Here is a 26,115-nt window from a genome sequence, read left to right as displayed (position 1 = left end):
CTAAATATTAATTCTATGGTGCCTGGAATTTGTTTTTTGAATATAATTCATTTTATGAATACATTGATGGAATATAATCATAATCAATTATATATCGATTTTTTTACACCCAGGGAAACCTGAGCAATAATACGATTGCAGATCTTTTATTATTAGGGAGAATAAAGAAGGGATTAATCTCGCGCGAAAGGGCGCAACGAAAAGTCTGCGCCCGGATTTCAGCATGGTGTCAAACGGGGTAAAAAGACCTTTTTTCGTCATCAGGCATAAGGTCGATCTGCAGCATACCCAGCATACTGTTAGCGATTTCCCGCTCACCCATCACTACGCGATTTGCACCACGTTCCAGGATGTAAGTCACTTCGTCATCATAATGCGCGCGGGCGATAATCTCAATATTGGGCCGTTTGGTACGTGCCGATGCGACGATTTCACCGGCTTCATAACCGTTGGGAATGGTCACCAGCAGCCAGCGGGCGCAGTCGAGACGCGCAAGATCCATCACTTCCTGATTGGCGGCGTTGCCCAGCACGGTGCTGATCCCCTGATCGCGTAGCGCTTCGACGCGTGGACGCGAATTTTCAATCACCACCAGCGGAATACCGGCGGCCTGAAGTTTCTCGCCGAGCAGGCTGCCGACACGACCATAACCAACCAGCAGTGCATGATTGCACAAATCGAACGGGATCTGTTTCTCATCTTCAACCGCTTCTTCAACGTTCTGATCTTCTATGGTTTCTGTATTTGTCAGATACTTTTCCAGCAATGTAAACAGCAACGGATTAAACATAATCGACAGGATCGCCCCGGCCAATACCAGGTTACGACCCTGTTCAGACAGCAAGCCCAGTGATATCCCCAGGCCAGCCAGAATAAAGGCAAATTCGCCGATCTGCGCCAGACTGACGGAAATTGTCAGCGCGGTGCGTTTGGAATGTCCGAACATTTTCACCAGCAGGAAGGCTGCAATCGATTTACCGAACATGATAATCGCCAGCGTGGCGATCACGGTAAGCGGCTCGCGAACCAGAATCATCGGGTCGAACAACATGCCTACCGACACGAAGAACAGCACCGCAAACGCATCGCGCAGCGGTAACGTGTCGTGCGCCGCACGCTGGCTGAGTTCGGATTCATTGAGCACCATACCGGCGAAGAACGCACCCAGCGCGAACGACACATCAAAGAATTCGACGGCGCCGTACGCGATGCCCAGCGCCAGCGCCAGAACAGACAGCGTAAACAGTTCGCGTGAACCGGTACTGGCGGTTTTGGCGAGGATCCACGGTACCACGCGGCGGCCGACCACCATCATCAGCACCATGAACGCAATCACTTTACCAATGGTCACTGCCAGTCCGGTCAGCAGTTCGACCGGGCTGGAATGATGGCTTTCCAGCATGCCGCTGAACGCAGGCAGCAGAACCAGCGTCAGCACCATCACCAGATCTTCAACAATCAGCCAGCCGATGGCGATTTGCCCGCGCTGGCTGTCAATCAGTTGCCGTTCTTCCAGCGCCCGCAGCAACACCACAGTACTGGCGGTGGACAGGCACAGTCCGAACACCAGTCCGGTGGCCAGATCCCAGCCCATCAGACTTGATAACCCCATCCCAAGCAGCGTCGCTACCGCGATTTGCGCTACAGCGCCGGGAATGGCTATCGACTTTACGGCGAGGAGATCTTTCAGGGAAAAATGCAGACCGACGCCAAACATCAGCAGAATGACGCCGATTTCAGCCAGCTCCGGTGCCAGCGAGGTGTCAGCAACGAAGCCCGGTGTAAAAGGGCCGGCCAGCACGCCAGCGGTGAGATAGCCAACCAGAGGAGAAATTCGCAGGCGGTTGGCGAGCATTCCTAACAGGAACGCTAAGACCAGACCGCCGACGATGGTAGTGATGAGAGGCGTAGAATGATGCATTCAGACTCCTTCTGGTTATGCATAAAGCAAATGTGTTGCTGATTGTTTCTAAGTTTATGGTAAAAATCGTTTTCGCGTTGGGGAAATTTGGCCTTTTTTATTAAAAATCATCAGCAGACGATAAAAAAATTTCCAACGCGGGATTTAAATGGGTTTTATCAGGCAGATATCAAGGGAATAAGGGTTCAGACGCTGCCGATATTTAACTATCGGCAGCCGGGAAGGAAAGGTTAAGAGCTATTTGCGTTCAATATTTGGCAGGAATGCTGTCAGGATCCCCAGCAACGGCAGGAAGGCACAAATCTGATACACCAGTTCGATGCTGGTTTTATCCGCCACATAGCCGAGAACCGCGGCGCCAAGCCCGCCCATACCGAAGGCCAGACCGAAGAACAGGCCGGACACCATGCCGACTTTGCCAGGCATCAGTTCCTGCGCAAACACCAGAATAGCGGAAAATGCAGAGGCGAGGATTACACCGATAATTACACTCAATACGCTGGTCCACATCAGACTGGCGTGTGGCAGAAGTAGCGTAAATGGTGCAACGCCAAGAATCGAAGCCCAGATGACGTATTTGCGCCCAATCCTATCGCCCACCGGTCCGCCGATAATGGTGCCCGCTGCCACAGCAAACAGAAAAATAAACAGATGAACCTGCGCGTTTTGCACAGATACACCAAATTTATGTATCAGGTAAAAGGTGTAATAGCTGCTCAGGCTGGTCAGGTAGAAATATTTCGAAAATATCAGGATCAGCAAAATACCCAGTGACCGCATCACCGTTTTACGTGGCAACAGGGCCACCGGGCTTTTCACCGGGCCGCGTGTTTTAGCGATCAGGTTTTGCTGGCGATACCATTTACTGATTTGCAGTAACACCACAATGCCAAGCAATGCCGCCAGTGAGAACCATGCTACGTTGCCTTTACCGTAAGGCGCGATAATCAGCGCTGCCAGCAACGGGCCCAGGGCAGCCCCGAAATTGCCACCGACCTGGAACAGCGACTGCGCCAGCCCGTGACGTCCGCCGGAAGCCATCCGCGCCACGCGCGACGATTCCGGATGGAACACCGAAGAGCCTGTGCCGACCAGCGCCGCCGCCAGCAACACCACCGGGAAACTCTGCGCGACAGCCAGCAACAGCAGGCCGGAGAGCGTAAAGCCCATGCCGATCGGCAGAGAATAGGGTTGCGGATGCTTGTCGGTGTAATAGCCGATAAGCGGTTGCAACAGCGAGGCGGTTATCTGGTACGTCAGGGTAATCAGCCCGATTTGCGTAAAGCTCAGGGAAAACTGGTTTTGCAGTAACGGATAAATCGCCAGTATCAGCGACTGAATCATGTCATTGAGCAGATGAGAAACGCTGATCGCCGCCAGAATAGAAAACGCAGTCTTTTTGACTGCGTCTTTCTGCGGGCTGACTGGCGTTGACGTCGTGTCTGTCATAGCGGAGGAAGCCTTCTTATTGTAGAGGTGCAGAGTACCTGCCTGTCAGTCGACTTTAGCGATATCGGCAAACTGGCCTTTGAGTAAACGGCAAAGATCGCTTGCCGCGAGTTCAATATCAAGACCGCGTTTACCGCCTGAAACATAAATCGTGGAAAACGTCTGCGCCGGGCTGTCGATGACCGTCGGTAGCAATTTTTTCTGCCCAAGGGGACTGATGCCACCGACCAGATAACCGGTAACACGTTGCGCAATCATAGGATCCGCCATATCGGCTTTTTTCGCCCCCAGCGCTTTCGCAACTTTCTTTAAATCCAGCTGGGATGCCACCGGCGTCACCGCTACGGCCAGATTTTTAGCATCGCCATTCAGTGAAACCAGCAGGGTTTTATAGACCTGACGGGCATCCAGGCCGAGTTTTTTAACGGCCTCATCGCCAAAATGGGTTTCATCGCTGCTGTGTTCATACGGGTGAAGGGTAAAGCTGACTTTATTCTTTTCCAGGAGTAATACGGCAGGGGTCATAGCCTGTCTCCTCAGTTTTATTTTTACGGTTTTGTTCGAAATTTCATCGTCTGTTCAATCTGATGAAATTTAACAATAAAGTGCGATTATTAAGCGAGAGAGAAATAGTAGAGCAAGGAATGGTTATTGCCAAGACCCAACACAGATTGATACCCTGTGGCCGCCGGTGCTGTGCCTGTAAAGGCTGGCACTGAAGCTATAACTAATAAAATGAAATTCCTCTTTGACTGGCCGGCCTTAAAAACCGGCCATTTTTTTAATCTTTCAGTAATTCCGGCAGGTTCCCTTCGCCATACAAATGCAGTGCGCCGACGGCGACGACATAATGCCCCGGCGGAAGATCCAGAAGCAGCTGTTTCCAGCGCAGATTACGCTGATTCATCAGGATATCGTACAAATCGCTGCTGAAGGTATTCGGCAAAGGCTCGGCAGCCAGTCCTGGTTTGGTATCCAGCCACCAGCTGATCATGGTTTGCAGCAAACGGGCATTGGTTTGCCAGTGTGTCAGAGTATCTTCCAGCAATGCGAGTCCGTCGTCCGGCAAGTGCTGCAATAATTCAAACTGTTCCTGCGGACCTTCCAGCTCAATGATTTTCTTTCCCTGCTTTTTAGCGGTCTGCAACAGCTGATAATCAATGCCGTAATGTCCGCGCAGCCCGAGGCGCTGCGCCTGCGTAGCCTGCAACATCAGGGCGATCTGCCACGACGGCAGCGGGTTCAGCGTCCACATTGAGACACCCAGTTCTTCGCATAAACGTTCGACGTGCAGATATTGTGATTCAGGCAGGCGTTCGGCCAGCGGCGGAAATTCACCGGTCATGCTGAAAGGGGATTCTGTTGTGCTGATATCGGCCTCCACAATCAGCGCATCGGCTTTTTGCAGGCGACGCAACAACTTCGCCGGCAGCGGTTGCATATCTTGCGTGCCCATATGAATGCTGCCAACCAGATGCAGTGCGCGGTTGCCCGGAAGCTGAATATCAATGGCGGGATAAGAATACTCGACGGGAAACAGCCTGCGAAGCCTGCGGATCACCCGGTTTAAAAACTGCGCCATAGTGCATGGTCTCCCGAAAAAATGAGAGACCATGCTAACGTGTCAGCGTTTTAGCGAACAGGGGAAACGTCTTGTTTTTTCGGCTTAAAGTGCAACAGACGATTTGCATTAGCGACGACGGTAATTGATGACAGCGCCATTGCTGCGCCCGCGACTACCGGGCTGAGCAAGGTGCCGGTTAGTGGATAAAGCACACCGGCTGCAACCGGAATACCAATCACGTTATACACAAACGCGCCCAGCAGGTTCTGCTTCATATTACGCAGCGTCGCCTGTGACATCGTCAGTGCATCGGCGACACCGTTTAGGCTCGGACGCATCAGCGTAATGGCCGCCGTTTCGATCGCGACATCGCTGCCGCCACCCATCGCGATCCCGACATCTGCCTGTGCCAGTGCCGGTGCGTCATTAATACCGTCACCGATCATGGCGACCTGCTGGCCTCCGGCCTGCAATGCTTTAATGGCATCCGCTTTACCTTCCGGACGCACACCGGCAATCACTTTATCGATTCCCGCTTGTGCGGCAATTGCCTGAGCGGTACGCGGGTTATCGCCGGTCAGCATCACCAGTTGATACCCAAGCTGATGCAGACGTTGCAGGGCACTGACACTGTCTTCCCGTAATGGATCGCGCAGCGCAAACAGGGCTGCCAGTTTTCCGTCAACGGCAAGCAATACCGGTGTCGCGCCTTCACCTGCCATGCTTTCAAGCAGCGTATTGGCATCAGAAGTGTCGATGCCGTTTTCCTGCATCAGCGCCTGGTTACCTAATAACAACGCCGAACCTTCAGCATCACCGCGCAGGCCCAGACCACCCAGTGTACGGAAATTCAACACATCAGGAACGGCCAGCCCTTCCGCTTTGTCAACGATCGCTTGTGCCAGCGGATGGTGCGATCCTTTTTCCAGCGCGGCCGCATAGCGCAGCGCCTGTTGTTCACGGGTGCCGCCAAAGGTATGGATATCGGTCACTTTGGGCTGGCCTTCTGTCAGCGTCCCGGTTTTATCAAATACCAGCGTGGTGAGGGTACTGGCTTTTTGCAGCGCATCGGCATCACGTACCAGTACGCCGAATTCTGCTGCACGGCCTACACCCGCCGTAACTGACATCGGCGTCGCTAATCCCAGTGCACAAGGGCAGGCAATAATCAGCACGGTAGTGACGATCACCAGTGTGTACATCAGTTGTGGCTGCGGGCCGAAGAAGTACCAGATTGCGCCGCTTAACAGGGCTATCAGCACCACCACGGGCACGAAGACAGAAGAAATTTTATCTGCCAGCTTACCGATTTCCGGTTTGCTGCTCTGAGCTTCGCGCACCAGTTTGATGATCCGCGACAGGGTGGTCTGGCTGCCGATGGCGTCAGCACGAAACAGCACGCTGCCGTCTTTGACCAGCGTCCCCGCATGGACTTTTTCACCCTGCGATTTCTGCTGAGGAATTGGCTCGCCGGTCAGCATGGCTTCATCCATCCAGGCTTCGCCGCTTTGAATCTCACCGTCAACCGGCACACGGTCACCGGTGGTCAGACGCAGCGTCATGCCTTGCTGTACTTCAGCCAGCGGCAGGTTTTTTTCGCCTTCTCCGGTGACGACCCGTGCGGTTGGCGGTGTCAGATCCAGTAAGCGTTCGAGCGCCTTGGATGAACGCTGACGTCCGCGTTGTTCCAGCGCATGACCGAGATTAATCAGGCCGATAATCATCACGCTGGCTTCATAGTAGAGATGGCGCGCCTGCATTGGAAACGCTTCCGGCCACAGGCTGACAGCAAAAGAGAATATCCAGGCCGCACCGGTACCCAGTGACACCAGCGTGTCCATATTAGCACTGCCGTGCATCAGGTTTTTCCAGGCACTGCGGTAGAAATGTCCGCCAGCGACAACCATGATCAGTAACGTCAGCAGGCCGACAATCAGCCAGCCGGTCTGATTGCTGCGGGTGACCATCATTTCACCGCCGAACAATCCCCATAACATCATCGGGATACCGGCAGCTAAGCCGACCGCCGCCTGCCAGCTGAAACGGATCATGCTTTGGCGTGAGGTTTGTTGCAGGCGCTCGCGGCGCTTGGTTTCGTCGATAATAATTTCAGCGCCGTAGCCGGCCCGTTCAACAGCGGCAATCAGCGCGTTTTGATCAGCATTGCCACTGACCAGCGCACTGCGTTCCGCCAGGTTGACCCGCGCCCGTTCGACACCTCCCACGCTTTCAAGCGCCCGTTGCACTTTACTGACGCAACTGGCGCAGCTCATGCCGCTGAGCAACAACTGTACGCTGGCGTCTGCGGCTTGCGGAGCGTGAGTCTCAGCCGGAACGGGTGACACAGCCGCTGACAGGGGTTCCGGCAAAACACTCGCCTTATCGGTCAGCGGCTCAGATTTTGGGGATGCGTCTCCTGCTACCTGCGCTTCGTAACCGGCGCTGACCACTGCGTCGATCAGGCTCTGGCTGCTTGCATTGCCTTCAACAATGGCTTTATCCAGAGAAACTTCAACGGCGGTCGTGCCTTCCACAGCTTCCAGCGCTTTACGCGTTGAAGCCACGCAGTGCCCGCAGGACAGGCCTTGCAGAGATAATACGGTGGTCGTCATGATTATTTTCCTTAGGTTAACTTCACTCAGGACAAAGGATAAACCTTCCCGCAAGGTGAAGGTCAAGCCACGGTATCGGTTATTTTCATTTATCGTCCATTTACAATTTATTTAGAAACGCGCGCTGACTTTGCCTTATCGTTATACCCTGGGATATATAACGAAAAGTTCAATAACGGTAAACCACAATGGGAAACAAAAAGACGATGGCAATGATGCAAAAAGCGTTGCTGACTGCGGCACTTCTGGTAGCGGCACAGGCTTCGCAGGCAGCGGAGGATTTTCGTGTGACTTACGCCGGTTCGATGGGGGTGGTCATGGACAAATACCTCGGACCGGATTTCGCGAAAGAAAAGAAAGTGAATTATCAGGGACAGGGGCAGGGCGCTTACGGCATGGCAAATTTGCTGGCGTCGAAAAAAGTGGTGGCGGATGTATTCGTTTCGATCACGCCAGGGCCGGTTAAGATCCTGCAAAAAGCCGGGCTGGCCGGGCAGGCGATCCCTGTCGCCAGCACCAGCATGGTGATCGCTTATAACCCGAAAGGAAAATATGCCGAAAAATTTGCCGCGATAAAAGACGGGAAAGCGGGCGCAGAACCGTGGTGGAAAGTGCTGCAAACCCCCGGGCTGCAATTTGGTCGTACCGATCCGGTCAGTGATCCGCAGGGGCAGAACATCATTTTCACCATGATGCTGGCGGAGAATTACTATAAACAGCCGGGGCTGGAAAAAGCAGTGCTGGGGGATGTACAAAATCCTCAACAGATTTCCGGCGAAGGCGGATTGCTGACGCGTCTGGAAGCCGGTCAGGTAGATGCGGCATCAGGTTACGAGAGTGCCACCCGTTCAGCCCATCTGCCGTACATTAAATTGCCGGACGAGATTAACCTGAGCAATCCGCAGATGAGCAATGACGGGTACAGCAAAGTGACTTTTAATGTGAAAGATGCGGCCGGTAAAGAGAAAACGCTGAGCACCCAGCCGCTGGTGTTCTACGCAGTTGTGCTGAACAACGCGCCGCATCCTCAGCTGGCCAAACAGTTCATCAGCTACATGCAAAGTGCCAGGGGGCAGAAGCTGTTTGAACAAAATGGCTATGATAAGCCGAAAGGCGGAAACCTTTAAGTTGCGTGCGTCAGGACTGGCGGTTCCCGCTCTGGCGTTGCTGATGGTGCCGTTTGTTACCCTGCTTTTCCTGACGCCGTGGTCAGATTTTCATCTGGCTTACGGTGACAGCCATGCGGTAGTCGTTTCGCTCGGTCTCAGCCTGGTGTCGGTAGGGCTGATTGTGGTTCTCGGTTTGCCGGTAGCCTTCTGGCTGGCGAAAACGTCATCGCGCTGGCGCAATATTGTGGAAGTACTGGTGCTGATCCCTTTGCTGACACCGCCGCTGGCGATGGGGATTTTACTGGTGTCGGTTTACGGACCTTATGGCTCGGTCGGGGAAATCCTTTCCGCTATCGGCATGACGCTTAATAACAATGCGCCCGCGTTCGTGCTGGCGCAGATTTATGGTGCGTTACCGTATTTTATTTTATCCGCGAGAGGCGCGCTGGAGGCCGTGCCGGAAGATGTCGAAGAGGCAGGGAAAACACTCGGTGCATCACCGTTTCAGGTATTTATCCGGCTGACATTACCGCTGGCCTCACGCGGGATTGCCGCCGGTGTGGCGATCGCCTGGGTACGTGCCATCGGGGAGTTTGGTATTGTGATGGTATTCTGTTATTTCCCGCAGGGCATTCCGGTAAAAATGTTTATCAACCTGCAAAACGACGGGGTGACCTCGGTGTACTCGCTGCTATGGATCCTGCTGATGGTGACTTTGCCGTTGCCGATGTGGCTGCTTCTGCGTACCAAAAAACAGACTGTGCATTACAGCTGATCGCCGGTAATGGCGTATGATGTTTTTATCATGCGCAAAAATCAGGTTGTCGTGGAGGCGAAATGAATATCAGTGATGTGGCGAAAAAAACCGGGCTGACCAGCAAAGCGATTCGTTTTTATGAAGAGAAAGGGCTGGTCACCGCACCGGCCCGCAGTGAAAACGGCTATCGCCGCTATGCGCAAAAACATATCGAAGAACTGACATTGTTGCGCCAGGCGCGGCAGGTCGGATTTACGTTAGAAGAGTGCCAGGAACTGGTGGCATTGTTCCACAATCCTGACAGGCACAGCGCGGATGTCAAAGCGCGTACCCTGGAAAAGGCCGCTGAAATTGAGCGGCACATTCAAGAACTGAAAACAATGCATGAGCGCTTACTTACGCTGGCAGAGGCCTGTCCCGGCGATGACGGAGCCGAGTGCCCGATCATCGACAATCTCTCAGGGTGTTGCCACAAACACTGAGATCTTATTTAACGGGTGTCAGGTTCCACGCGCAGCGTCGCGCCTGCCACGCCGGTGATAATCACTTTGTCACCGGCGTTCAGCGGCGACGTACAGATAGCGCGCCAGCTGCTGTCACCGATTTGTACCCGCGTGAACTGATTAGTGACGGGTTCCAGCACCGTGGCATAAGTGCCGACTAACTGCTGGCCTCGCTGATTCAATGCTGAATTGCCGGCGGATTTATCCACCCGCTGGTTCAGCCACTTCCACCACAGCCACGCGGCCAGAATGGTCAGCAGTGCAAACGCTGTGCCCTGCCATTCCCACGGTAGCGGCAGGATCCACGTGACAGCGCCCACTAAGGCGGCCGCCACGCCACTCCATAGCAAGTAACCACTCGCACCCACCAGCTCAGCCGCCAGTAACAGGCCGCCCAGAGACAGCCAGAATACGTGCGGGTTTGCCATGAAATCATGTGGCATTATTTGCCGCCTTTGGTTTCTTTTAGCAGCTCAGCAATACCGCCGATTGACCCCATCAGACTGGTAGCATCCAGCGGCATCATGATGATTTTGCTGTTATTGGCAGAACCAATTTTCGTCAGGGCATCCGTATATTTTTGTGCCACGAAGTAGTTAATCGCCTGCACATCACCGGCAGCAATCGCTTCGGACACCATTTTTGTTGCCTGCGCTTCCGCCTCTGCCGCACGTTCACGCGCCTCAGCCTGCAGGAAGGCCGACTGACGCTCACCTTCCGCTTTCAGAATTTGTGACTGCTTTTCACCTTCAGCACGCAAAATGGCGGACTGCCGTACCCCTTCTGCTTCCAGAATATCGGCACGTTTTGTACGTTCGGCTTTCATCTGCGCGTTCATTGCGGAGATCAGTTCAGCCGGTGGGCGCACGTCACGGATCTCGATACGGGTGATTTTTACACCCCATGGATTGGTGGCTTCATCAACGATATGCAGCAAACGTGCGTTGATATTGTCACGTTGTGACAGCATCTCGTCGAGTTCCATCGAACCGAGAACGGTACGGAAGTTCGTCATTGTCAGATTGACGATCGCCTGCTCCAGATTACTGACCTCATAGGCAGCGCGTGCGGGATCAATAACCTGGATAAAACACACAGCATCGATGGCCACATTGGCGTTATCGCGGGAAATGACTTCCTGTGAAGGAATATCCAGCACCTGCTCCATCATATTAATTTTACGGCCGATGCGGTCAACAAACGGCACGACCAGATTCAGTCCGGGCATCAGGGTCTTGGTATAACGGCCAAAACGTTCGACGGTCCACTGATAGCCCTGAGGCACGATCTTGATGCCGGCGTAGACCACCAGCAAGGCCAGTACGATCAGAATAAGGATAGGAATGGGAATGAGGTCAAACATAGTATGAAACTCCTGTAAAACTGCGTTCTGATGATTCCTGTGGGAATAATCGAATAAAAACATGTCCCTGGCGCTCTCACCGCTGGGTCAGGCGCATGTACAATTATCGCACAAATCGTTAAGTCATCGTATTAATAAAAGAAGGGTTCTGCGGATAAAGGCGGAGGAAAGCTTAAAAAAAACGCACGTCCGGTTAAATGACGTGCGTCTGCTGTTTTACGGTGAAGCCAGCGTATTAATAAAGTAAGGAATATAACTGACGACGATACTTCGCTGCCAGCGCATCACCGGTGCCCAGTGCCGCCATAATATCCATCAGTGTTTTACGCGCTGCCCCGTTCGCCGCGCCCAAATCTTTCTTCAGCGGTGCCATCAGCAGTTCCAGTGCTTCTTCGTTACGCCCGACCTGATGCAGTTGCAGGCTGAGTTTTACCACTAACTCGGCGTTTTCAGGATCCTGCTGCAATTCCTGTTGTAACAACTGAATTTCCGGCGTGTCGGCGGCCTGTTTCAGTAACTCAATTTGCGCAACCAGCCCCTGATAACGGGAATCTTTATCCTGCAGCGGGATGGTCGCCAGCACGGTCTCTGCATCATCGGTACGGTTCAGATGAATTTGGGTTTCCGCCAGCAACAGGCCAATATCACTGCGCTGATTGCTCAGTTGCCACGCTTCTTTCAGTAACGGCAGGGCGTCATGAGTATTGCCCGCCTGCAGCAGCTCCTGTGCCTCGGCCAGTTTCAGCTCTTCTTCTTTCGGCAGCACTTTCTGCAACAGTTCGCGGATCACCTCTTCCGGCTGCGGCCCCTGGAAACCATCGACCGGCTGACCGTCCTTGAACAGGTAAACGGCAGGAATTGAGCGCAGGCCAAACTGCTGGGCGATCATCTGCTCGGCATCGCAGTCCACTTTTGCCAGGATCAGCTGACCGGCGTATTCCGCAGCCAGTTTGTCCAGAACGGGCCCCAGTTGCAGACAATGCTGGCTGCGTTCAGACCAGAAATAGAACATCACCGGCACCGACATGGATTGTTCCAGCGTCTGGTGCAGATTGGTTTCGTTGATATCGATTACTGTAGGTTGTGCAAGCATGAATTTGTTCTCTCCGCTACCTGTCATACTTCGAACTGCTGATGCGTTGGCTACGCTCACTGACCCCGGTCACTTAGGTATCTAAGCTCCCGGGGATTCGTGAACTTGCCGCCTTCCCGCAACCCGAATTATTTAGGGTATAGAAAATTAAAGTATTTAAGAATAAATGGGGGCGACTCGTGCCGCTTCAACCCCTTATCGTTTTTACTTAGCTGTTTCCGCGTAATATTTTGTCCAGCAGGCGTGCCGGTAACAGGCGTTTAAGTACCGTCAGCGCATGGGCGACCAGCGTGACCGGATAACGAAAACGCGCGCGCGGGTTTTCTAAAGCATGGTGCAGTTTGGGTAAAACTGCCTCAGGCCTGAGCGTAAAACGTCGTGCAATGCCCGGATTTTCTACCGGCTGGTCGGCCTGTGACTGATTCACATTGGCGGTGAAATTACTGCTCAGCGGACCGGGTTCAATCAGGCTGACCTGAATCCCCGTACCGTGAAGTTCCATACGCAGCGTATCGGACCAGGCCTCCAGCGCAAATTTACTGGCGGCATAAGCGCCACGTCGTGGCGTCGTTATCAGCCCCATCACCGAGCTGGTCTGGATAATACGGCCTTCGCCGTGCGGTAACATGGCGGGTAACAAAAGCTGCGTCAGCTGATGTGTACCAAACAAATTGGTGGAAAATTGTTGTTCGAACTGCTCACGGCTGATGCTGCCGAGCGGGCCGTAAACGCCATAACCCGCATTATTAAACAAGCCGTACAGACGGTTGCCTGTCAGCGCAATGACCCTGGCAGCCGCAAGTTCGACGCTCTGTTTGTCATCAAGATCACACTGAATGGTTTCAAAACCCATTTGTTGCAGGGTATCGATATCCTGAGTTTTCCGACATGCCGCCAGTACCCGATAACCGCGTGCGCGCAAATCCTGTGCGGCAACCAGTCCGATACCGCTGGAACAACCGGTGATTAATACTGCTTTTTGCATAACTTTACCTGTGAGGTGTCCCTATTTTTTATGGCTGTGATTTACTAGGGAGTCGGGTGAAAAAGGTAACGTCTTGGTTTTACTCACGTCCCGGTATTATTTTATTCGTCGTATTTTAACCCTAATGTACCAGCAGCGGCGTGAGTTTTTCTGACATCCATCCGGCAATAAACGACTGTGCTGCCAGGGCCGGATGTAAGCCGTCGTCCTGCATCCACTCAGGTTTCACGGCGACCTGTTCCATAAAGAACGGCACCAGCGGGATGTTCTCCTGCTTTGCCAGTGCCGGATAAATGGCGTAGAACGCATCGCCGTAGCGGCGGCCATAATTTGGCGGGAGGCGGATTTGCATCAGCAGCGGTTGGGCATTGGCCTGTTTAACCTGTTTAATCACCTGGGTCAGCGTCCGGGAGATGGCCTGTGGCGGGAAGCCCCGTAACCCGTCGTTGGCGCCCAGTTCAATCAGCACCCAGCGGGGATGATGTTGTTGCAGCAAGGACGGCAGGCGTGCCAGCCCTTGTTCAGCGGTATCACCGCTGATACTGGCATTGATAATGGTGGGTTTACCGCCTTCTTTTTGCCAGTTGTTATTCAGTAATGTCGGCCACGATTCGGCTACCGGAAGGCGATAGACAGCACTCAGACTGTCGCCAATAATCAGCAAGTTATCAGCAGCAACGGCGCGAAAACTCAATAATCCTAACAACATAAGGAAGGGGAGATGCCAGCGGAAAATGTTCTTGAAGTTCATCATCTAAGTAAGCACGTCGGTCAGGGTGAAGGTCAGCTCACCATCCTGTCCGGTGTGGAGCTGGTTGTCAAACCTGCCCAGACAATTGCCCTGATTGGCGAATCCGGCTCCGGTAAATCCACCTTGCTTGGCATTCTTGCCGGGCTGGATGATGGCACCCGCGGTGACGTGAAATTGCTGGGTAAATCCCTTAGCGAGCTGAACGAAGAAGGGCGCGCAGCACTGCGGGCTAAAAATGTCGGTTTTGTGTTTCAGTCCTTCATGCTGGTGCCGACACTCAACGCGCTGGAAAATGTTCAACTTCCTGCGTTGTTACGTGGCGAAAGCGACAGCCGCAGCCGTCAGCAGGCGATGCAGTTACTGGAAAGCCTGGGGCTGGGCGAACGTCTTCATCATCTTCCGGCACAACTTTCCGGCGGTGAGCAGCAACGTGTAGCGCTGGCGCGGGCCTTTATCGGCAAGCCGAAATTGCTCTTTGCCGATGAGCCGACCGGTAATCTGGATCGCGTAACCGGCGAACGCATTGTCGATCTGCTGTTCTCACTGAACCGTGATGCGGCGACGACGCTGATTCTGGTCACGCACGACGAACAGCTGGCGGCGCGTTGTCAGCGCCGGTTACGTCTGCGTGACGGGAAATTGTGGGAGGAAGCATGATCTGGCGCTGGTTCTGGCGGGAATGGCGTTCGCCCTCACTGCTGATTGTCTGGCTGGCGCTGGCGCTGGCGGTAGCCTGTGTGCTGGCCCTCGGCAGCATCAGCGACCGCATGGACAAAGGGCTGAGTCAGCAGAGCCGTGAGTTTATTGCCGGGGATCGCGTGCTGAGTTCTGCCCGTCCGATCACCGAAGCCTGGCTGCAAGATGCCCAGGCGCAGGGATTAAAAGTCAGCCGTCAGCTCTCTTTCATGACCATGACTTTTGCCGGTGAAACGCCGCAACTGGCAGCGGTTAAAGCGACTGATCTGGCGTATCCGCTGTATGGGGCGTTACAAACCGAACCGGCAGGGCTGAAACCTGAGCCGGGAACGGTACTGGTTGCGCCGCGATTACTGGCGCTGCTGAACGTGAAAATCGGTGACAATCTGGATGTGGGTGATACCACGCTGAAAATTGCCGGTGTGATCCTACAGGAGCCGGATTCAGGCTTTAACCCCTTCCAGACTGCACCCCGGGTGATCATGAATCTGGAAGACGTGAAAAAAACCGGTGCTGTTCAGCCGGGCAGCAGGCTGACGTATCGCTATATGTTTGCCGGTTCACCGCAGGCCATTCAGAGTTATGGTGAGGCGATAAAAGGCCTGCTCAAGCCGGATCAGCGCTGGAGCGGCATGGAAGATTCCGATGGCGCGCTGGGCAAATCCTTACAGCGTTCACAGCAATTCCTCACGCTGTCCGCGTTGCTGACGCTGATGCTGTCGATTGCCGCCATTGCCGTTTCAATGGGGCATTATTGCCGCAGCCGTTACGATCTGGTTGCGGTGCTGAAAACACTGGGTGCCGGGAAAAAAGCGCTGCGCAAACTGATTATTGGTCAGTGGCTGGCAGTACTGGTACTGGCAGGGTTGTGCGGTAGCGTGTTCGGTCGGGTGTTTGAAGCCGTGCTTATGAAGGTGCTGGCACCGGTTCTGCCCGCCACCTTGCCGCCTGCCGGTGGCTGGCCGTGGGTGTGGTCGATGGGTGCGATGGTGGTGATTTCTCTGCTGATCGGCATCCGTCCCTATCGTCAATTGCTGGCCACACAGCCGCTGCGTGTGCTACGCCATGACGTGGTAGCGAATGTCTGGCCGCTGCGTTATTTCCTGCCGGTAATGGTATTGGTGGTGATCGGTCTGCTGGCGGCACTGATGGGCGGAAGTTCACTGCTCTGGTCGTTGCTGGCAGGCGTGCTGGTGCTTTCGTTACTGCTCGGTGTGACTGGCTGGGGAGCACTGATGCTGTTACGCAAGCTGACGCTCCGTCAGTTACCGCTGCGTCTGGCGGTTAACCGCCTGCTGCGCCAGCCGTGGGTAACACTCAGTCAGCTGGCGGCGTTCTCAATGTCGTTTATGTTGCTGGCGTTACTGCTGGTGATGCGTGGTGATTTGCTGGACCGCTGGGAACAACAACTGCCGCCGGACAGTCCGAATTACTTCCTGCTTAATATCACCAAAGAGCAGATCCCACAGGTAACGGATTTCCTGCATCAGCATAACGCTGAGCCGGAAACCTTCTATCCGATTGTGCGGGTTCGCCTGACAAAGATTAACGATAAAGTGGCCACGGATATCATCAGACCGGACGATGCGGGCGGGGAAGCGGTGAACCGTGAACTGAATCTGACCTGGATGCAGGGCTTGCCGGATCACAATCCGCTGGTGGCAGGCAACGGGCCGCCGAAAGCCGGTGAAGTGTCAATTGACGAAGGGCTGGCGGGAAGGCTGGGGCTTAAACTCGGTGATACCGTGACGTTCAGCGGCGATACGCAGGAATTCAGTGCCAGAATTACCAGCCTGCGGAAAGTAGACTGGGACAGCCTGAAGCCGAATTTCTACTTTATCTTCCCGCCTGGTGCGCTGGATGCACAACCGCAAAGCTGGCTGACCAGCTTCCGCTATCATGGCGATATCAGCACTATCACGCAGCTTAACCGCCAGTTCCCGACGCTGAGTTTGCTGGATATCGGCGCGATTCTGCGTCAGGTCGGGCAGGTATTACAGCAGGTCAGCAAGGCGCTGGAAGTGATGGTGATCCTGGTGATGCTGTGTGGCGGATTGCTGTTGCTGGCGCAGATTCAGGTCGGCATGCATCAGCGCCGTCAGGAACTGATTGTTTACCGTACGCTGGGTGCCAGCAAAAAAATGCTCCACCGGACACTGTGGTGTGAATTTGCCGTGCTCGGGCTGGTGGCCGGGATCGCCGCCGCAATCGGTGCGGAAGCCGCGTTATGGCTGCTGCAACGCAAAGTGTTTGATTTCCCGTGGGAGCCGAATTATCTGATGTGGATTTCGGTTCCGGTCGTCGGGGCGGTGCTGTTGTCAGTTTGCGGTGGCTGGCTGGGTGTCAGATTGCTGCGGGGGCGGGCGTTGTTCAGGCAATACGACTCGTAGTTTCTAAACGCCTCCCCCCTGCGCTAATCTGGTGTCCAGGTTTAGGGGGGAAGTTCATCGCAGGGGAGGGAGCCGATCGCGCTTTTCTCCCCCACCTTCGCAGGGGAGGGTGTCGATCAAATCAAAGCTTATCAACTGCCCATTCAATGCCGCTGGCGTATTCTGGCGGCAGCATCGGAATCAGTGCGTTGAGAGTGTCTTTCAGCAGGCTGGCGCTGGCGTCGTTGAGATTCAGGTGTCCGACTTTACGACCCGGACGCACGTCTTTCTCATACCAGTGTAGATTGACCAGCGGCAGACTCAGCCATTTTTCTGATACATCGGTGCCAATCAGATTCACCATCACCGACGGCGAACTCACTACCGGTTTCGGCAGCGGCAGATCGAGAATGGCGCGCAGATGCATTTCAAACTGACTGTAGGACGCGCCGTTTTGCGTCCAGTGTCCGCTGTTATGCACACGCGGCGCCAGCTCGTTGATCAGCAACCCTTCGCTGACCACGAAACATTCCATCGCCATCACGCCGACATATTTCAGTTCGTTCATGATGGCCGACAGCATGCCTTCTGCCTGCCGTTGCAGATTAGCATCCGGCTGTGGCAGCGCAACGCTGGTGCGCAAAATACCGTCCTGATGCAGGTTGTGGGTCAGCGGATAAAAGACCGTTTTGCCGTCGTGTCCGCGCGCACCCACCAGCGAGACTTCACCGGAGAAATTGATGCCCTGCTCAACGATGCATTCGCCGTAGCAATCCTGCGGCAGCGTATTTTCTTCGCCTGAACGCAGACGCCACTGACCCCGGCCGTCGTAACCGCCAACACGACGTTTCACAATCGCCAGTTCACCCAGCTGTGAGAAAACCTGCGGCCATTGGGCAACATCGGCCAGCAATTGCCATGGTGCGGTTGCCAGGCCGAGTTGATCCAGTAACTGTTTTTGCGTCAGGCGGTCGGCCAGACGCGGGAAAATATCGCGGTTGACGAACGCATTATGCGTCGCCAGTTCACGGGTCAGGGCAGTTTCCGGCCAGCGCTCGATTTCAGCAGTGATGACGCTTTGCTGATACGGTACGGCTTCCGGCTCGGCATCCAGGCCGACGGGATATACGGCGATGCCCAGCGGTTCACCGGCCTGACGCAGCATTCTGCCTAACTGACCGTTTCCGAGTACGCAAACCGGTTTCATGCTTCCTCCCGCGGATCGGGATTATTCAGCACTTCGTCCGTTTGTGTGGTGCGCCATGTCGCCAGATTTTTGGCGATTTCAGCATCATGCAGCGCCAGAATCTGTGCCGCCAGTAGCGCCGCGTTAGCCGCACCCGCTTTACCAATCGCCAGCGTACCGACCGGAATGCCACGCGGCATCTGCACGATGGAATATAAGCTGTCGATGCCACTGAGTGCCGCACTTTGCACCGGAACACCCAACACCGGTACCAGCGTCTTCGCCGCCAGCATGCCCGGTAAATGCGCTGCGCCACCGGCACCCGCGATGATCACATCAAATCCGTTAGCGGAAGCCTGCTCAGCGAAAGTAAATAACTTGTCCGGCGTACGGTGCGCGGAGACGATATCGACATGGAAAGGAATATTCAGCGTTGTGAGGACGTCGGCGGCGAACTGCATGGTCGCCCAGTCACTTTTTGACCCCATAACGATGGCGATTTTTGCCGGGGTAACGTTGGATGACATGTCTGTAAAGCTCCTGTGATTCGGAAATAGAAACTGCGAGGGCGCAAATGATAGCATGCTCCGTGAGGGAGGAAAACGGTTGCGTCGCCGGAAAACCGCGCATTTTTGATGAGAAGTTGGCGGCAGATTTGTATAATCCCCCTCACGCTGTTAATGACAAATCTGACTGGAAACTGATTTATGACGCAGGCTTTACTGGCACCGATTTATGATTTTCTTCACTGTGAAACCCCTGCTATCTGGGTCGATGTGGCGTTGGAAAATCAGACGGTGATGCTGATTGATCACGCCAACTGTGAAAAGAAAGCAGCGGCAACGGCGATGAGCCTGATGACCAAATATCTTGAGCGCACTGAACTGCTGTTTTGCGCGGCCCGTCTGGCACGGGAAGAGCTTCACCACTTTGAGCAGGTGGTGGAAATCATGCAAAAACGCAATATTACTTATACCCAGCTTTCACCGTCGCGCTATGCCAGCGGGATGATCAAACATACCCGTCATCATGATGATCTGAATATTCTGGTTGACCGGCTGATTATCGGAGCGTACATCGAAGCGCGTTCCTGCGAGCGCTTTGCCAAAATTGCGCCACATCTCGATGAAACCTTATCGCGCTTTTATACCTCACTGCTGCGTTCTGAATCACGGCATTTTGCCGATTACCTGGCGCTGGCAGAACAGTATGCCGGAACGGATATCCGTGAACGGGTAGAGGAGTTTGGCAGAATTGAAGCGGAACTGATCCTCACGCCGGATGAGCAATTCCGCTTCCACAGCGGCGTACCTGTTACCCTTCATACTTCAGGCTGCTGATATGTTGACTGCGTTCATTCGCCCTGGTCACTGAGCCAGCTAAGCTCCCGGGGATTCACAAACTTGTTGCCTTCGGCAACTCAACATTATTCAGGGTAATGGGAGGGTGACTCAAAACGGGAAGCTGATCAGTTCCACGTTGTCGGCAGTCACCTTGACCATCGAGCCTTCTTCGTGCCAGGCACCGAGTACCACCCGGTGGCCGGTTTTATTCTGCAACGCCACCTCGTGGATCGCCGGACGATGGGTATGGCCGTGAATCATCCATTCTACGCCTGACGTCTGCATTTCGCTGATCACTGCCTGCGGGTTCACATCCATAATATCCAGTGACTTACCCTGATTTGAGGCTTTGCTGTTGGCGCGCATTCTGGCGGCAATCGCCAGCCGCCATTTCAGCGGCAGCATCAGGAAAAGTTTTTGGATCAGCGGGTTGTGGACTTTTTTGCGGAAATTTTGATACGCGACATCATCGGTACACAGGGTATCACCGTGCAGGATCAGGACGCGGCGGCCATACAGCTCAAGCACTTTTTTTTCCGGCAGCAATGTCATCAGGCTGTCGCGTGCGAAGCGTCTGCCGAGCAGAAAATCGCGGTTACCATGAATGAAAAAGCAGGGTACGCCTTGCTGGTGTAACTGATGGAGTGCTGCGGCGATCTCGGCATGAAGCGGCTGCGGATCATCGTCGCCTATCCAGGCTTCAAACAGGTCACCGAGAATGTACAGGGCATCAGCCTGCGGCGCATCTTCGCGCAGAAAACGCAGAAAACCGGCAGTGATTGCCGGTTCCTGTGCGCAAAGATGGATATCAGCAATAAAAAACGTGGTCATCCCGACGTTGATTATTCGCTGACTGTGACGCTTTTGATCACAACATCTTCTTTTGGAACGTCCTGGTGCATGCCGCTGCGGCCGGTTTTGACGGCTTTGATCGCGTCAACCACATCCATGCCTTCGACCACTTCTGCGAATACGCAGTAACCCCAACCTTGCGCATTTTTGCCGCTGTGGTTCAGGAAATCGTTGTCAGTGACGTTGATGAAGAACTGGGCCGTGGCGGAGTGCGGATCGTTGGTACGCGCCATTGCCAGCGTGCCTTTGGTATTTTTCAGACCATTGTCTGCTTCATTATTGATAGGCGCATCGGTGTTTTTCTGGTTCATGCCTGGCTCAAAACCGCCGCCCTGGATCATGAAACCGTTAATCACACGGTGGAAAATAGTGTTGTCGTAGAAGCCTTTACGGCAATAGTTCAGGAAGTTTTCAACGGTGGCTGGCGCTTTGTCAGCGAAAGTATTAATGACGATGTCGCCGTGGTTAGTGTGGAAAGTGACCATATTTATCATCCTGCTAATGTTGATGTGTGCTCTTAGTAAGAGCGGCTACTATAGCCTTTTCTTATACCATAACTCAAAAGTTGCCGTCAGCAGTGGCTTTGTGATGACTAAAGCCCGTCCGGTGGCCTTATGGCGTTTCGGTGAAATCATTTTCGTTATATTATACGCGTTAGTGTCGCTTAAACGCGTCAACGTCATTTTCTACGCCCAACACACGGAATAGCCTGATGCTGAAGATTTTTAATACCCTGAGTCGCCAAAAAGAGGAATTCAAGCCAATTCATGCCGGTAAAGTCGGTATGTACGTGTGTGGGATCACTGTTTACGACCTGTGTCATATCGGCCATGGTCGCACCTTTGTGTCTTTCGACGTGGTATCACGTTATCTGCGCTACCTCGGTTATGACCTGAAATATGTGCGCAACATTACCGATATCGACGACAAAATCATTAAACGTGCCGCTGAAAATGGCGAAAATTTCATGTCGCTAACCGATCGTATGATCGCGGAAATGCACGCTGATTTTGCCTCACTGAACATTTTGCCACCGGACGCGGAACCGCGTGCGACGCGGCACATTGATGAGATCATCGATATCGTGCAGAAGCTGATTGACCGCGACCATGCTTATGTCGCGTCGAACGGCGACGTGATGTTCTGGGTGGAAAGTGATCCGGATTACGGCGTATTGTCCCGTCAGGATCTGGATCAGTTACAGGCTGGCGCACGCGTTGAAGTTGAAGCTAACGTGAAACGCAATCCGATGGATTTTGTGTTGTGGAAAATGTCTAAGCCGGGCGAGCCGAGCTGGACATCACCGTGGGGCGAAGGTCGCCCGGGCTGGCATATCGAATGTTCTGCCATGAACTGCAAACAGCTCGGCGCGCATTTCGACATTCACGGCGGCGGTTCTGATCTGATGTTCCCGCACCATGAAAACGAAATTGCACAGTCAAGCTGCGCGCATGACGGTCCGTATGTGAATACCTGGATGCACTCCGGTATGGTGATGATTGATCGTGAAAAAATGTCCAAATCGCTGGATAACTTCTTTACGGTGCGCGACGTGCTGAAATATTACGATGCTGAAAGTGTGCGCTATTTCCTGATGTCGGGTCATTACCGCAGCCAGCTGAATTACAGCGAAGAGAATCTGAAACTGGCGCGTACCTCAATGGAGCGTCTTTACACCGCGCTGCGCGGGACCGATGCTGCTGCAATGCCAGCCGGTGGTGAGGCTTTCGTTGCGCGTTTCCGTGCGGCTATGGACGACGATTTCAATACGCCGGAAGCTTATTCTGTGCTGTTCGATATGGCGCGTGACATCAACCGCCTAAAAGCGGAAGACCTGTCTGCGGCAAACGGACTGGCCGCCGAACTGCGCCAGCTGGCGGGTGTACTTGGCCTGCTGGAACAGGATCCGGAGCAGTTCCTCAAGTCCGGCGCACAGGCGGATAATGACGACGAAGTGGCTGAAATCGAAGCGTTGATCAAACAACGTAACGATGCCCGTGCCAGCAAAGACTGGGGCATGGCGGACAAAGCGCGTGATCGTCTCAATGAAATGGGTATCGTGTTAGAAGATGGCGCTGCCGGAACCACCTGGCGCCGCAAGTAATCTCCTTCATACCTGAAGCTGCAGCAGTGTGCCTTGCTGCAACTCCAGTTATTTTGGAGAGGCGTGATCTCAACAGCCTCCTTTTTGGAGGCTTTTTTATAAGGATTACCCTGTGACCCGAATGCTTCTGACGTATCAGCCTCCGTATGACTGGCAATGGATGACGACTTTTCTCGGCGTACGTGCGTTGCAGGGCGTCGAACAGCAGGACGGCGAATATTATCAGCGCACGCTGGCAGTGATGCACAATGGTGAACGGCTGACAGGCTGGTTGCGGCTGCGTCCGTTGCCTGAGCAACATGGCGTTGAGCTGGAAGTGTCGGCGTCGCTCTCGCCGGTCACGGAAAAAGTGGCGGCACAGGTGCGGCGTTTGCTGGATCTGGACGCGCAGCCGATGCTGATCGCCGGCGGTCTGGGGACGCTGGCGGAAAACGCCGTGGGATTACGTCTGCCGGGCTGTATCAATCGTTTTGAGCTGACGGTTCGCGCCATTCTCGGACAACTGGTGAGCGTGAAAATGGCGGCGACACTGGCGACGCGGCTGACCGAAAAATGGGGAGACTCTGTGTGTACGCCGTTTGTGGCACTGACCCATTTGTTTCCATCTGCGGCTACGATCGGGCAGTTAACGGTGGATGATTTACGGGGCATCGGTGTGCAGGGCAAGCGTGCGGCATGTCTGATTAATCTTGCACAGGCGGTGGAGGAGGGTCGTTTGCCGCTGGATGACATCACCGATGTGCAGGACGGAATAAAACAACTGCTGGCAATGCCGGGGATTGGCAACTGGACCGCCAGTTATATCGCCATGCGCGCCTGGTCTGCGCCTGATGTTTTTCTCGGGGGCGATTATCTGATTAAGCAACGCTTTCCGGGAATGACGCCGGCGAAAATTGCCCGCTATGCCGAAATCTGGAAACCCTGGCGTACTTATGCCACGCTACATTTATGGTTCAATCACGACTGGCAGCCGGATACGCCCTAGTCGGGTTCCAATGTTACCCTTGTGCACCAGACTGAGGATTTTCAGGCGGTGTTTCGCCGCTGGTGTACGCGATGGCGTTTTTTTGCTCCGGTTCATATTTATAAACCCGCCCGCGTCCGTTGTGTTTGGCGATATAGCAGGCCATATCCGCCTGTGCCATGTATTCGCTGCCGGTTACGTTTGCATCGTTTATTTGCGTCATCCCTGCGCTGGCTCCGATCCGGTAGCCATTTCCTTCCCAAATAAAGTAAAAATTATTGATTTTATCCACCAGATGCTGAAGCGTTATCAACCCCTGTTCCTGGGGACAATCAAATAAAATCAGCGCAAATTCATCGCCACCCAGCCGCGCCAGCCGGTCACTGTTGCGGATATTCTCCTGCATCAGGGTGCTTAACTGACGCAGCAGTTCATCCCCGGCGGCATGCCCTGCCGTGTCGTTAATCGCCTTAAAATGATCCAGATCGATAAACGCCAGCACATGAGACTGACGTTGTGTTGCCGTCACATTGAGCGCTTTTTTCAGGCTCGATTCGAAGCTGCCACGATTCGATAACCCGGTGAGTAAATCGTGAGAGGCGCTGTAGCTAAGTTTGCGCATCAGTTCGCGGGATTTACTGACATCCTGTAGTACCAGCACAATGCCAATCGGTTCGTCTTTCAATGTACGCAGCGGCGACACGGCCAGCTGAACGTCAAACAAAGCAGTATGCTGTCCGTGCAGAACCAAGGAACGCTCAACCGAAGAGTGCAGGTTTTCATTGATATCAAACTGCAAAAGGTTATCGATAAGCGGCCCTCCCGCCCCTTTGCTGATAAGCACAATGCGGCTCACCGGTTGTCCCTGTGCCTGCTGTTCTGTCCAGCCGGTCATTTTCTCGGCCACCGGATTCATGAAAGTAATATTCATGTTACGGTCAGTTGAGATCACGGCTTCATTGATAGAATTGAGCGTGATATGCAGCAGTTCTTTTTCTTCATGCAGCGCTTCCGAAAGGCGCTTATTGGTCACTTCGGTGTGTTTAAGTTCGTTGATATCTTCAATCTGAGAAATGAAATACAGCGGATTATGGTGTTCATCACGCACCAGCGATACGGCGAGCAGTGTCCAGATAATTTCCCCGCTGCGGCGCATATAGCGCTTCTCCAGAGTGTAGCTCTGGATTTCATCGTTAAGCAGTTGCTGCAGTAGCATCAGGTCTTTGCCCAAATCGTCATGATAGGTAATTTCCTGGAACGTCAGGGTCGTCAGATACTCCGCCTCATAACCCAGCAACTGACATAACGCTTTGTTTACCTGCAACAGTTTGCCTTCCGGAGATACCAGCGTCATACCAATCGCTGAATATTCCATGGCATTTCTGAAGCGATTTTCACTCTGCGTGATGTGAGATTTTTCAGCGCGCAGCGCATGCATCGCCATCGCCATGGCATTCGCAGGCATCAGAATCAGTAACAGCGGCAGAAAAATTAACCCCTGGGGGACCTGAATCGACAGTCGCGGCTGAACAGAAATAATGCCGCTGGTATGCAGTAACGCAATCATCAGGGTCACTGCCAGGAAAATAATGAACGCTTCAATCCGGGGTAAACGAATGGCGCACCACAGCAGGGGAATGGTGATAAATGCGAAAGTGTAAGGCAGCCATTTCAGCGCAAGATAACCGGCGGCCAGGGTCAGGATTAACGTCAGAAGTAGCCCGAACAGACGTCGTGAAGTGAGCAGTTTAGACAGATAGCCGCGCTGGTAGATTAGCCCCAGTGGTGTGAGAGCGAGGATCGCCACCGCTTCTGACATAAACCAGGTCACAAAGCGGCTTTGTAATTCCGCCGGGGTATGAGCAGGCAGAATAAACAACAGCATAATTAACGCGCCGACCAGCGGGCAGAAAATTACCGCGACGAAGAGAAATTTCATCCAGGAACCCAGCCCGGAAAGCGGATCCTGGGCTGGCAGCATTCTGCGCAACAACGCGGCGCAAAGTGCCCCTTCAATAAGATTGTTGATCAGATAAGGCAGGTAATGGAAAAAAGGGGTGCCGAGGATGGTATGTGATGCCGCGATCCCAAGCGCAGCGGACCCCAGCAGCGGGATCCAGGCGCGATAACGGTTATGGAATAAAACAGGGATCAGCAATGCCGTCGGTAGCCACATCCCGGCGAGGCTGGATGACTTCTGAATAATACTCAGGCAAGTCAGCGCCAGCAGGCAAATTGAAATGCCCAAAAGTAAGCAGGATGTCCAGTTTGCCCGATAAATCCTGCGTGAAAGCGGTTTGCTCTTTTCCACAATGAAAACCTTTTTCTGGCTGACGGAGAGTTGCAGGCAGTCGCAGTGACACTTATTTATTCCTGTTACTCTGCACCTGTCGCAAGTCGGGCTGCGACAGGAGGAATGAATATCGGAGAATCAGCGCTAATTATTAATGTAAATTCTACATTACGCTGTAATAGATAACGAATTTTCCGGCCA

Annotated in this window: 23 protein-coding genes; 8 read left to right on the top strand and 15 right to left on the bottom strand. The window is 53.7% G+C overall.

Going from position 1 to position 26,115, the window contains the following annotated elements:
- Positions 1-229 precede the first annotated feature (229 nt).
- From ybaL to copA, 5 genes are all read right to left on the bottom strand, one after another.
- The gene (gene ybaL / locus J1781_RS06515; RefSeq protein ID WP_217233353.1) at positions 230-1,921 is read right to left on the bottom strand and encodes a YbaL family putative K(+) efflux transporter; all 1,692 of its coding nucleotides are present in this window, start codon (positions 1,919-1,921) and stop codon (positions 230-232) included.
- 237 nt (positions 1,922-2,158) lie between these two features.
- Positions 2,159-3,370, bottom strand: a complete 1,212-nt coding sequence (locus J1781_RS06510) for an MFS transporter (RefSeq protein WP_217233352.1) — start codon at positions 3,368-3,370, stop codon at positions 2,159-2,161.
- A gap of 45 nt (positions 3,371-3,415) precedes the next feature.
- Positions 3,416-3,895, bottom strand: coding sequence for a Cys-tRNA(Pro)/Cys-tRNA(Cys) deacylase YbaK (gene ybaK / locus J1781_RS06505; protein WP_217233351.1), 480 nt, complete (start codon positions 3,893-3,895; stop codon positions 3,416-3,418).
- A 256-nt stretch (positions 3,896-4,151) separates the two neighbouring features.
- Positions 4,152-4,952, bottom strand: coding sequence for a TraB/GumN family protein (locus J1781_RS06500; RefSeq protein WP_217220982.1), 801 nt, complete (start codon positions 4,950-4,952; stop codon positions 4,152-4,154).
- Between the two features lie 50 nt (positions 4,953-5,002).
- Complete coding sequence (copA, locus tag J1781_RS06495; protein WP_217233350.1) at positions 5,003-7,546, bottom strand: copper-exporting P-type ATPase CopA; 2,544 nt, start codon at positions 7,544-7,546, stop codon at positions 5,003-5,005.
- A gap of 188 nt (positions 7,547-7,734) precedes the next feature.
- Between copA and J1781_RS06490 the strand changes: the two genes are divergently transcribed.
- The 3 genes from J1781_RS06490 to cueR all read left to right on the top strand — a co-directional run bounded on the left by J1781_RS06490 (position 7,735) and on the right by cueR (position 9,894).
- Positions 7,735-8,673, top strand: a complete 939-nt coding sequence (locus J1781_RS06490; protein ID WP_238483479.1) for an extracellular solute-binding protein — start codon at positions 7,735-7,737, stop codon at positions 8,671-8,673.
- Positions 8,645-9,430: a molybdate ABC transporter permease subunit gene (locus J1781_RS06485; RefSeq protein ID WP_217139562.1), complete on the top strand. Its 786-nt coding sequence runs from the start codon at positions 8,645-8,647 to the stop codon at positions 9,428-9,430. The genes J1781_RS06490 and J1781_RS06485 overlap by 29 nt, the downstream gene beginning before the upstream one ends.
- A gap of 62 nt (positions 9,431-9,492) precedes the next feature.
- Complete coding sequence (gene cueR, locus J1781_RS06480; protein ID WP_129955618.1) at positions 9,493-9,894, top strand: Cu(I)-responsive transcriptional regulator; 402 nt, start codon at positions 9,493-9,495, stop codon at positions 9,892-9,894.
- 8 nt (positions 9,895-9,902) lie between these two features.
- Here cueR and J1781_RS06475 read toward each other — a convergent pair whose 3' ends face one another.
- The 5 genes from J1781_RS06475 to tesA all read right to left on the bottom strand — a co-directional run bounded on the left by J1781_RS06475 (position 9,903) and on the right by tesA (position 14,107).
- On the bottom strand, positions 9,903-10,358 hold the full coding sequence (locus tag J1781_RS06475; RefSeq protein ID WP_217233349.1) for an NfeD family protein: 456 nt from the start codon (positions 10,356-10,358) through the stop codon (positions 9,903-9,905).
- Positions 10,358-11,278 (bottom strand): SPFH domain-containing protein, encoded by a 921-nt coding sequence (locus tag J1781_RS06470; RefSeq protein WP_129955616.1) that lies wholly within the window; start codon positions 11,276-11,278, stop codon positions 10,358-10,360. The genes J1781_RS06475 and J1781_RS06470 overlap by 1 nt, the downstream gene beginning before the upstream one ends.
- Before the next feature lie 235 nt (positions 11,279-11,513).
- Positions 11,514-12,371 (bottom strand): co-chaperone YbbN, encoded by an 858-nt coding sequence (locus J1781_RS06465; protein WP_217139358.1) that lies wholly within the window; start codon positions 12,369-12,371, stop codon positions 11,514-11,516.
- A gap of 208 nt (positions 12,372-12,579) precedes the next feature.
- Positions 12,580-13,356 (bottom strand): SDR family oxidoreductase, encoded by a 777-nt coding sequence (locus J1781_RS06460; protein WP_129955614.1) that lies wholly within the window; start codon positions 13,354-13,356, stop codon positions 12,580-12,582.
- Positions 13,357-13,477: 121 nt separating this feature from the next.
- Complete coding sequence (gene tesA, locus J1781_RS06455) at positions 13,478-14,107, bottom strand: multifunctional acyl-CoA thioesterase I/protease I/lysophospholipase L1 (RefSeq protein WP_129955627.1); 630 nt, start codon at positions 14,105-14,107, stop codon at positions 13,478-13,480.
- Here tesA and ybbA point away from each other — a divergent pair.
- The gene (gene ybbA / locus J1781_RS06450) at positions 14,078-14,764 is read left to right on the top strand and encodes a putative ABC transporter ATP-binding protein YbbA (protein WP_129955613.1); all 687 of its coding nucleotides are present in this window, start codon (positions 14,078-14,080) and stop codon (positions 14,762-14,764) included. The two genes, tesA and ybbA, sit on opposite strands and share 30 nt — an antisense overlap.
- Positions 14,761-17,193 (top strand): putative ABC transporter permease subunit YbbP, encoded by a 2,433-nt coding sequence (ybbP, locus tag J1781_RS06445; RefSeq protein ID WP_217233348.1) that lies wholly within the window; start codon positions 14,761-14,763, stop codon positions 17,191-17,193. The genes ybbA and ybbP overlap by 4 nt, the downstream gene beginning before the upstream one ends.
- 121 nt (positions 17,194-17,314) lie before the next feature.
- On the opposite strand, the gene purK is transcribed toward ybbP, so the two are convergent.
- A complete protein-coding gene (purK, locus tag J1781_RS06440; RefSeq protein WP_217220979.1) occupies positions 17,315-18,379 on the bottom strand; it encodes a 5-(carboxyamino)imidazole ribonucleotide synthase in 1,065 nt (354 codons plus the stop codon).
- Entirely contained in the window at positions 18,376-18,885 is a 510-nt protein-coding gene (gene purE, locus J1781_RS06435) for a 5-(carboxyamino)imidazole ribonucleotide mutase (protein ID WP_129955610.1), read from the bottom strand. Before purE ends, purK begins: the two co-directional genes overlap by 4 nt.
- A 180-nt stretch (positions 18,886-19,065) precedes the next feature.
- Here purE and miaE point away from each other — a divergent pair, with 180 nt between their 5' ends.
- Positions 19,066-19,698: a MiaE family protein gene (gene miaE / locus J1781_RS06430; RefSeq protein ID WP_129992288.1), complete on the top strand. Its 633-nt coding sequence runs from the start codon at positions 19,066-19,068 to the stop codon at positions 19,696-19,698.
- Between the two features lie 111 nt (positions 19,699-19,809).
- Here the strand turns inward: miaE and lpxH are convergent, their stop codons facing one another.
- Together lpxH and ppiB are read right to left on the bottom strand one after the other, a co-directional pair.
- Positions 19,810-20,532 (bottom strand): UDP-2,3-diacylglucosamine diphosphatase, encoded by a 723-nt coding sequence (gene lpxH, locus J1781_RS06425; protein ID WP_217233347.1) that lies wholly within the window; start codon positions 20,530-20,532, stop codon positions 19,810-19,812.
- 11 nt (positions 20,533-20,543) lie between these two features.
- Positions 20,544-21,038, bottom strand: coding sequence for a peptidylprolyl isomerase B (ppiB, locus tag J1781_RS06420; protein WP_129955607.1), 495 nt, complete (start codon positions 21,036-21,038; stop codon positions 20,544-20,546).
- A 227-nt stretch (positions 21,039-21,265) separates the two neighbouring features.
- Between ppiB and cysS the strand changes: the two genes are divergently transcribed.
- Positions 21,266-22,657, top strand: coding sequence for a cysteine--tRNA ligase (cysS, locus tag J1781_RS06415; RefSeq protein ID WP_217233346.1), 1,392 nt, complete (start codon positions 21,266-21,268; stop codon positions 22,655-22,657).
- A gap of 121 nt (positions 22,658-22,778) precedes the next feature.
- A complete protein-coding gene (gene alkA / locus J1781_RS06410) occupies positions 22,779-23,642 on the top strand; it encodes a DNA-3-methyladenine glycosylase 2 (RefSeq protein WP_238483480.1) in 864 nt (287 codons plus the stop codon).
- Positions 23,643-23,655: 13 nt separating this feature from the next.
- Here alkA and J1781_RS06405 read toward each other — a convergent pair whose 3' ends face one another.
- On the bottom strand, positions 23,656-25,932 hold the full coding sequence (locus tag J1781_RS06405; protein WP_129955604.1) for a diguanylate cyclase: 2,277 nt from the start codon (positions 25,930-25,932) through the stop codon (positions 23,656-23,658).
- Positions 25,933-26,115: the final 183 nt, after the last annotated feature.

The sequence above is a fragment of the Rahnella perminowiae genome, assembly GCF_019049695.1.
Lineage (GTDB): Bacteria > Pseudomonadota > Gammaproteobacteria > Enterobacterales > Enterobacteriaceae > Rahnella > Rahnella perminowiae.
This window is presented reverse-complemented; position numbering and strand designations above follow the sequence as displayed.

Excerpts from the sequence above, each read along its gene's own strand:
- ybaL (WP_217233353.1), bottom strand. The coding sequence starts at position 1,921 with ATGCATCATTCTACGCCTCTCATCACTACCATCGTCGGCGGTCTGGTC.
- J1781_RS06510 (WP_217233352.1), bottom strand. The coding sequence starts at position 3,370 with ATGACAGACACGACGTCAACGCCAGTCAGCCCGCAGAAAGACGCAGTC.
- ybaK (WP_217233351.1), bottom strand. The coding sequence starts at position 3,895 with ATGACCCCTGCCGTATTACTCCTGGAAAAGAATAAAGTCAGCTTTACC.
- J1781_RS06500 (WP_217220982.1), bottom strand. The coding sequence starts at position 4,952 with ATGGCGCAGTTTTTAAACCGGGTGATCCGCAGGCTTCGCAGGCTGTTT.
- copA (WP_217233350.1), bottom strand. The coding sequence starts at position 7,546 with ATGACGACCACCGTATTATCTCTGCAAGGCCTGTCCTGCGGGCACTGC.
- J1781_RS06490 (WP_238483479.1), top strand. The coding sequence starts at position 7,735 with ATGGGAAACAAAAAGACGATGGCAATGATGCAAAAAGCGTTGCTGACT.
- J1781_RS06485 (WP_217139562.1), top strand. The coding sequence starts at position 8,645 with ATGATAAGCCGAAAGGCGGAAACCTTTAAGTTGCGTGCGTCAGGACTG.
- cueR (WP_129955618.1), top strand. The coding sequence starts at position 9,493 with ATGAATATCAGTGATGTGGCGAAAAAAACCGGGCTGACCAGCAAAGCG.
- J1781_RS06475 (WP_217233349.1), bottom strand. The coding sequence starts at position 10,358 with ATGCCACATGATTTCATGGCAAACCCGCACGTATTCTGGCTGTCTCTG.
- J1781_RS06470 (WP_129955616.1), bottom strand. The coding sequence starts at position 11,278 with ATGTTTGACCTCATTCCCATTCCTATCCTTATTCTGATCGTACTGGCC.
- J1781_RS06465 (WP_217139358.1), bottom strand. The coding sequence starts at position 12,371 with ATGCTTGCACAACCTACAGTAATCGATATCAACGAAACCAATCTGCAC.
- J1781_RS06460 (WP_129955614.1), bottom strand. The coding sequence starts at position 13,356 with ATGCAAAAAGCAGTATTAATCACCGGTTGTTCCAGCGGTATCGGACTG.
- ybbA (WP_129955613.1), top strand. The coding sequence starts at position 14,078 with ATGCCAGCGGAAAATGTTCTTGAAGTTCATCATCTAAGTAAGCACGTC.
- tesA (WP_129955627.1), bottom strand. The coding sequence starts at position 14,107 with ATGAACTTCAAGAACATTTTCCGCTGGCATCTCCCCTTCCTTATGTTG.
- ybbP (WP_217233348.1), top strand. The coding sequence starts at position 14,761 with ATGATCTGGCGCTGGTTCTGGCGGGAATGGCGTTCGCCCTCACTGCTG.
- purK (WP_217220979.1), bottom strand. The coding sequence starts at position 18,379 with ATGAAACCGGTTTGCGTACTCGGAAACGGTCAGTTAGGCAGAATGCTG.
- purE (WP_129955610.1), bottom strand. The coding sequence starts at position 18,885 with ATGTCATCCAACGTTACCCCGGCAAAAATCGCCATCGTTATGGGGTCA.
- miaE (WP_129992288.1), top strand. The coding sequence starts at position 19,066 with ATGACGCAGGCTTTACTGGCACCGATTTATGATTTTCTTCACTGTGAA.
- lpxH (WP_217233347.1), bottom strand. The coding sequence starts at position 20,532 with ATGACCACGTTTTTTATTGCTGATATCCATCTTTGCGCACAGGAACCG.
- ppiB (WP_129955607.1), bottom strand. The coding sequence starts at position 21,038 with ATGGTCACTTTCCACACTAACCACGGCGACATCGTCATTAATACTTTC.
- cysS (WP_217233346.1), top strand. The coding sequence starts at position 21,266 with ATGCTGAAGATTTTTAATACCCTGAGTCGCCAAAAAGAGGAATTCAAG.
- alkA (WP_238483480.1), top strand. The coding sequence starts at position 22,779 with ATGCTTCTGACGTATCAGCCTCCGTATGACTGGCAATGGATGACGACT.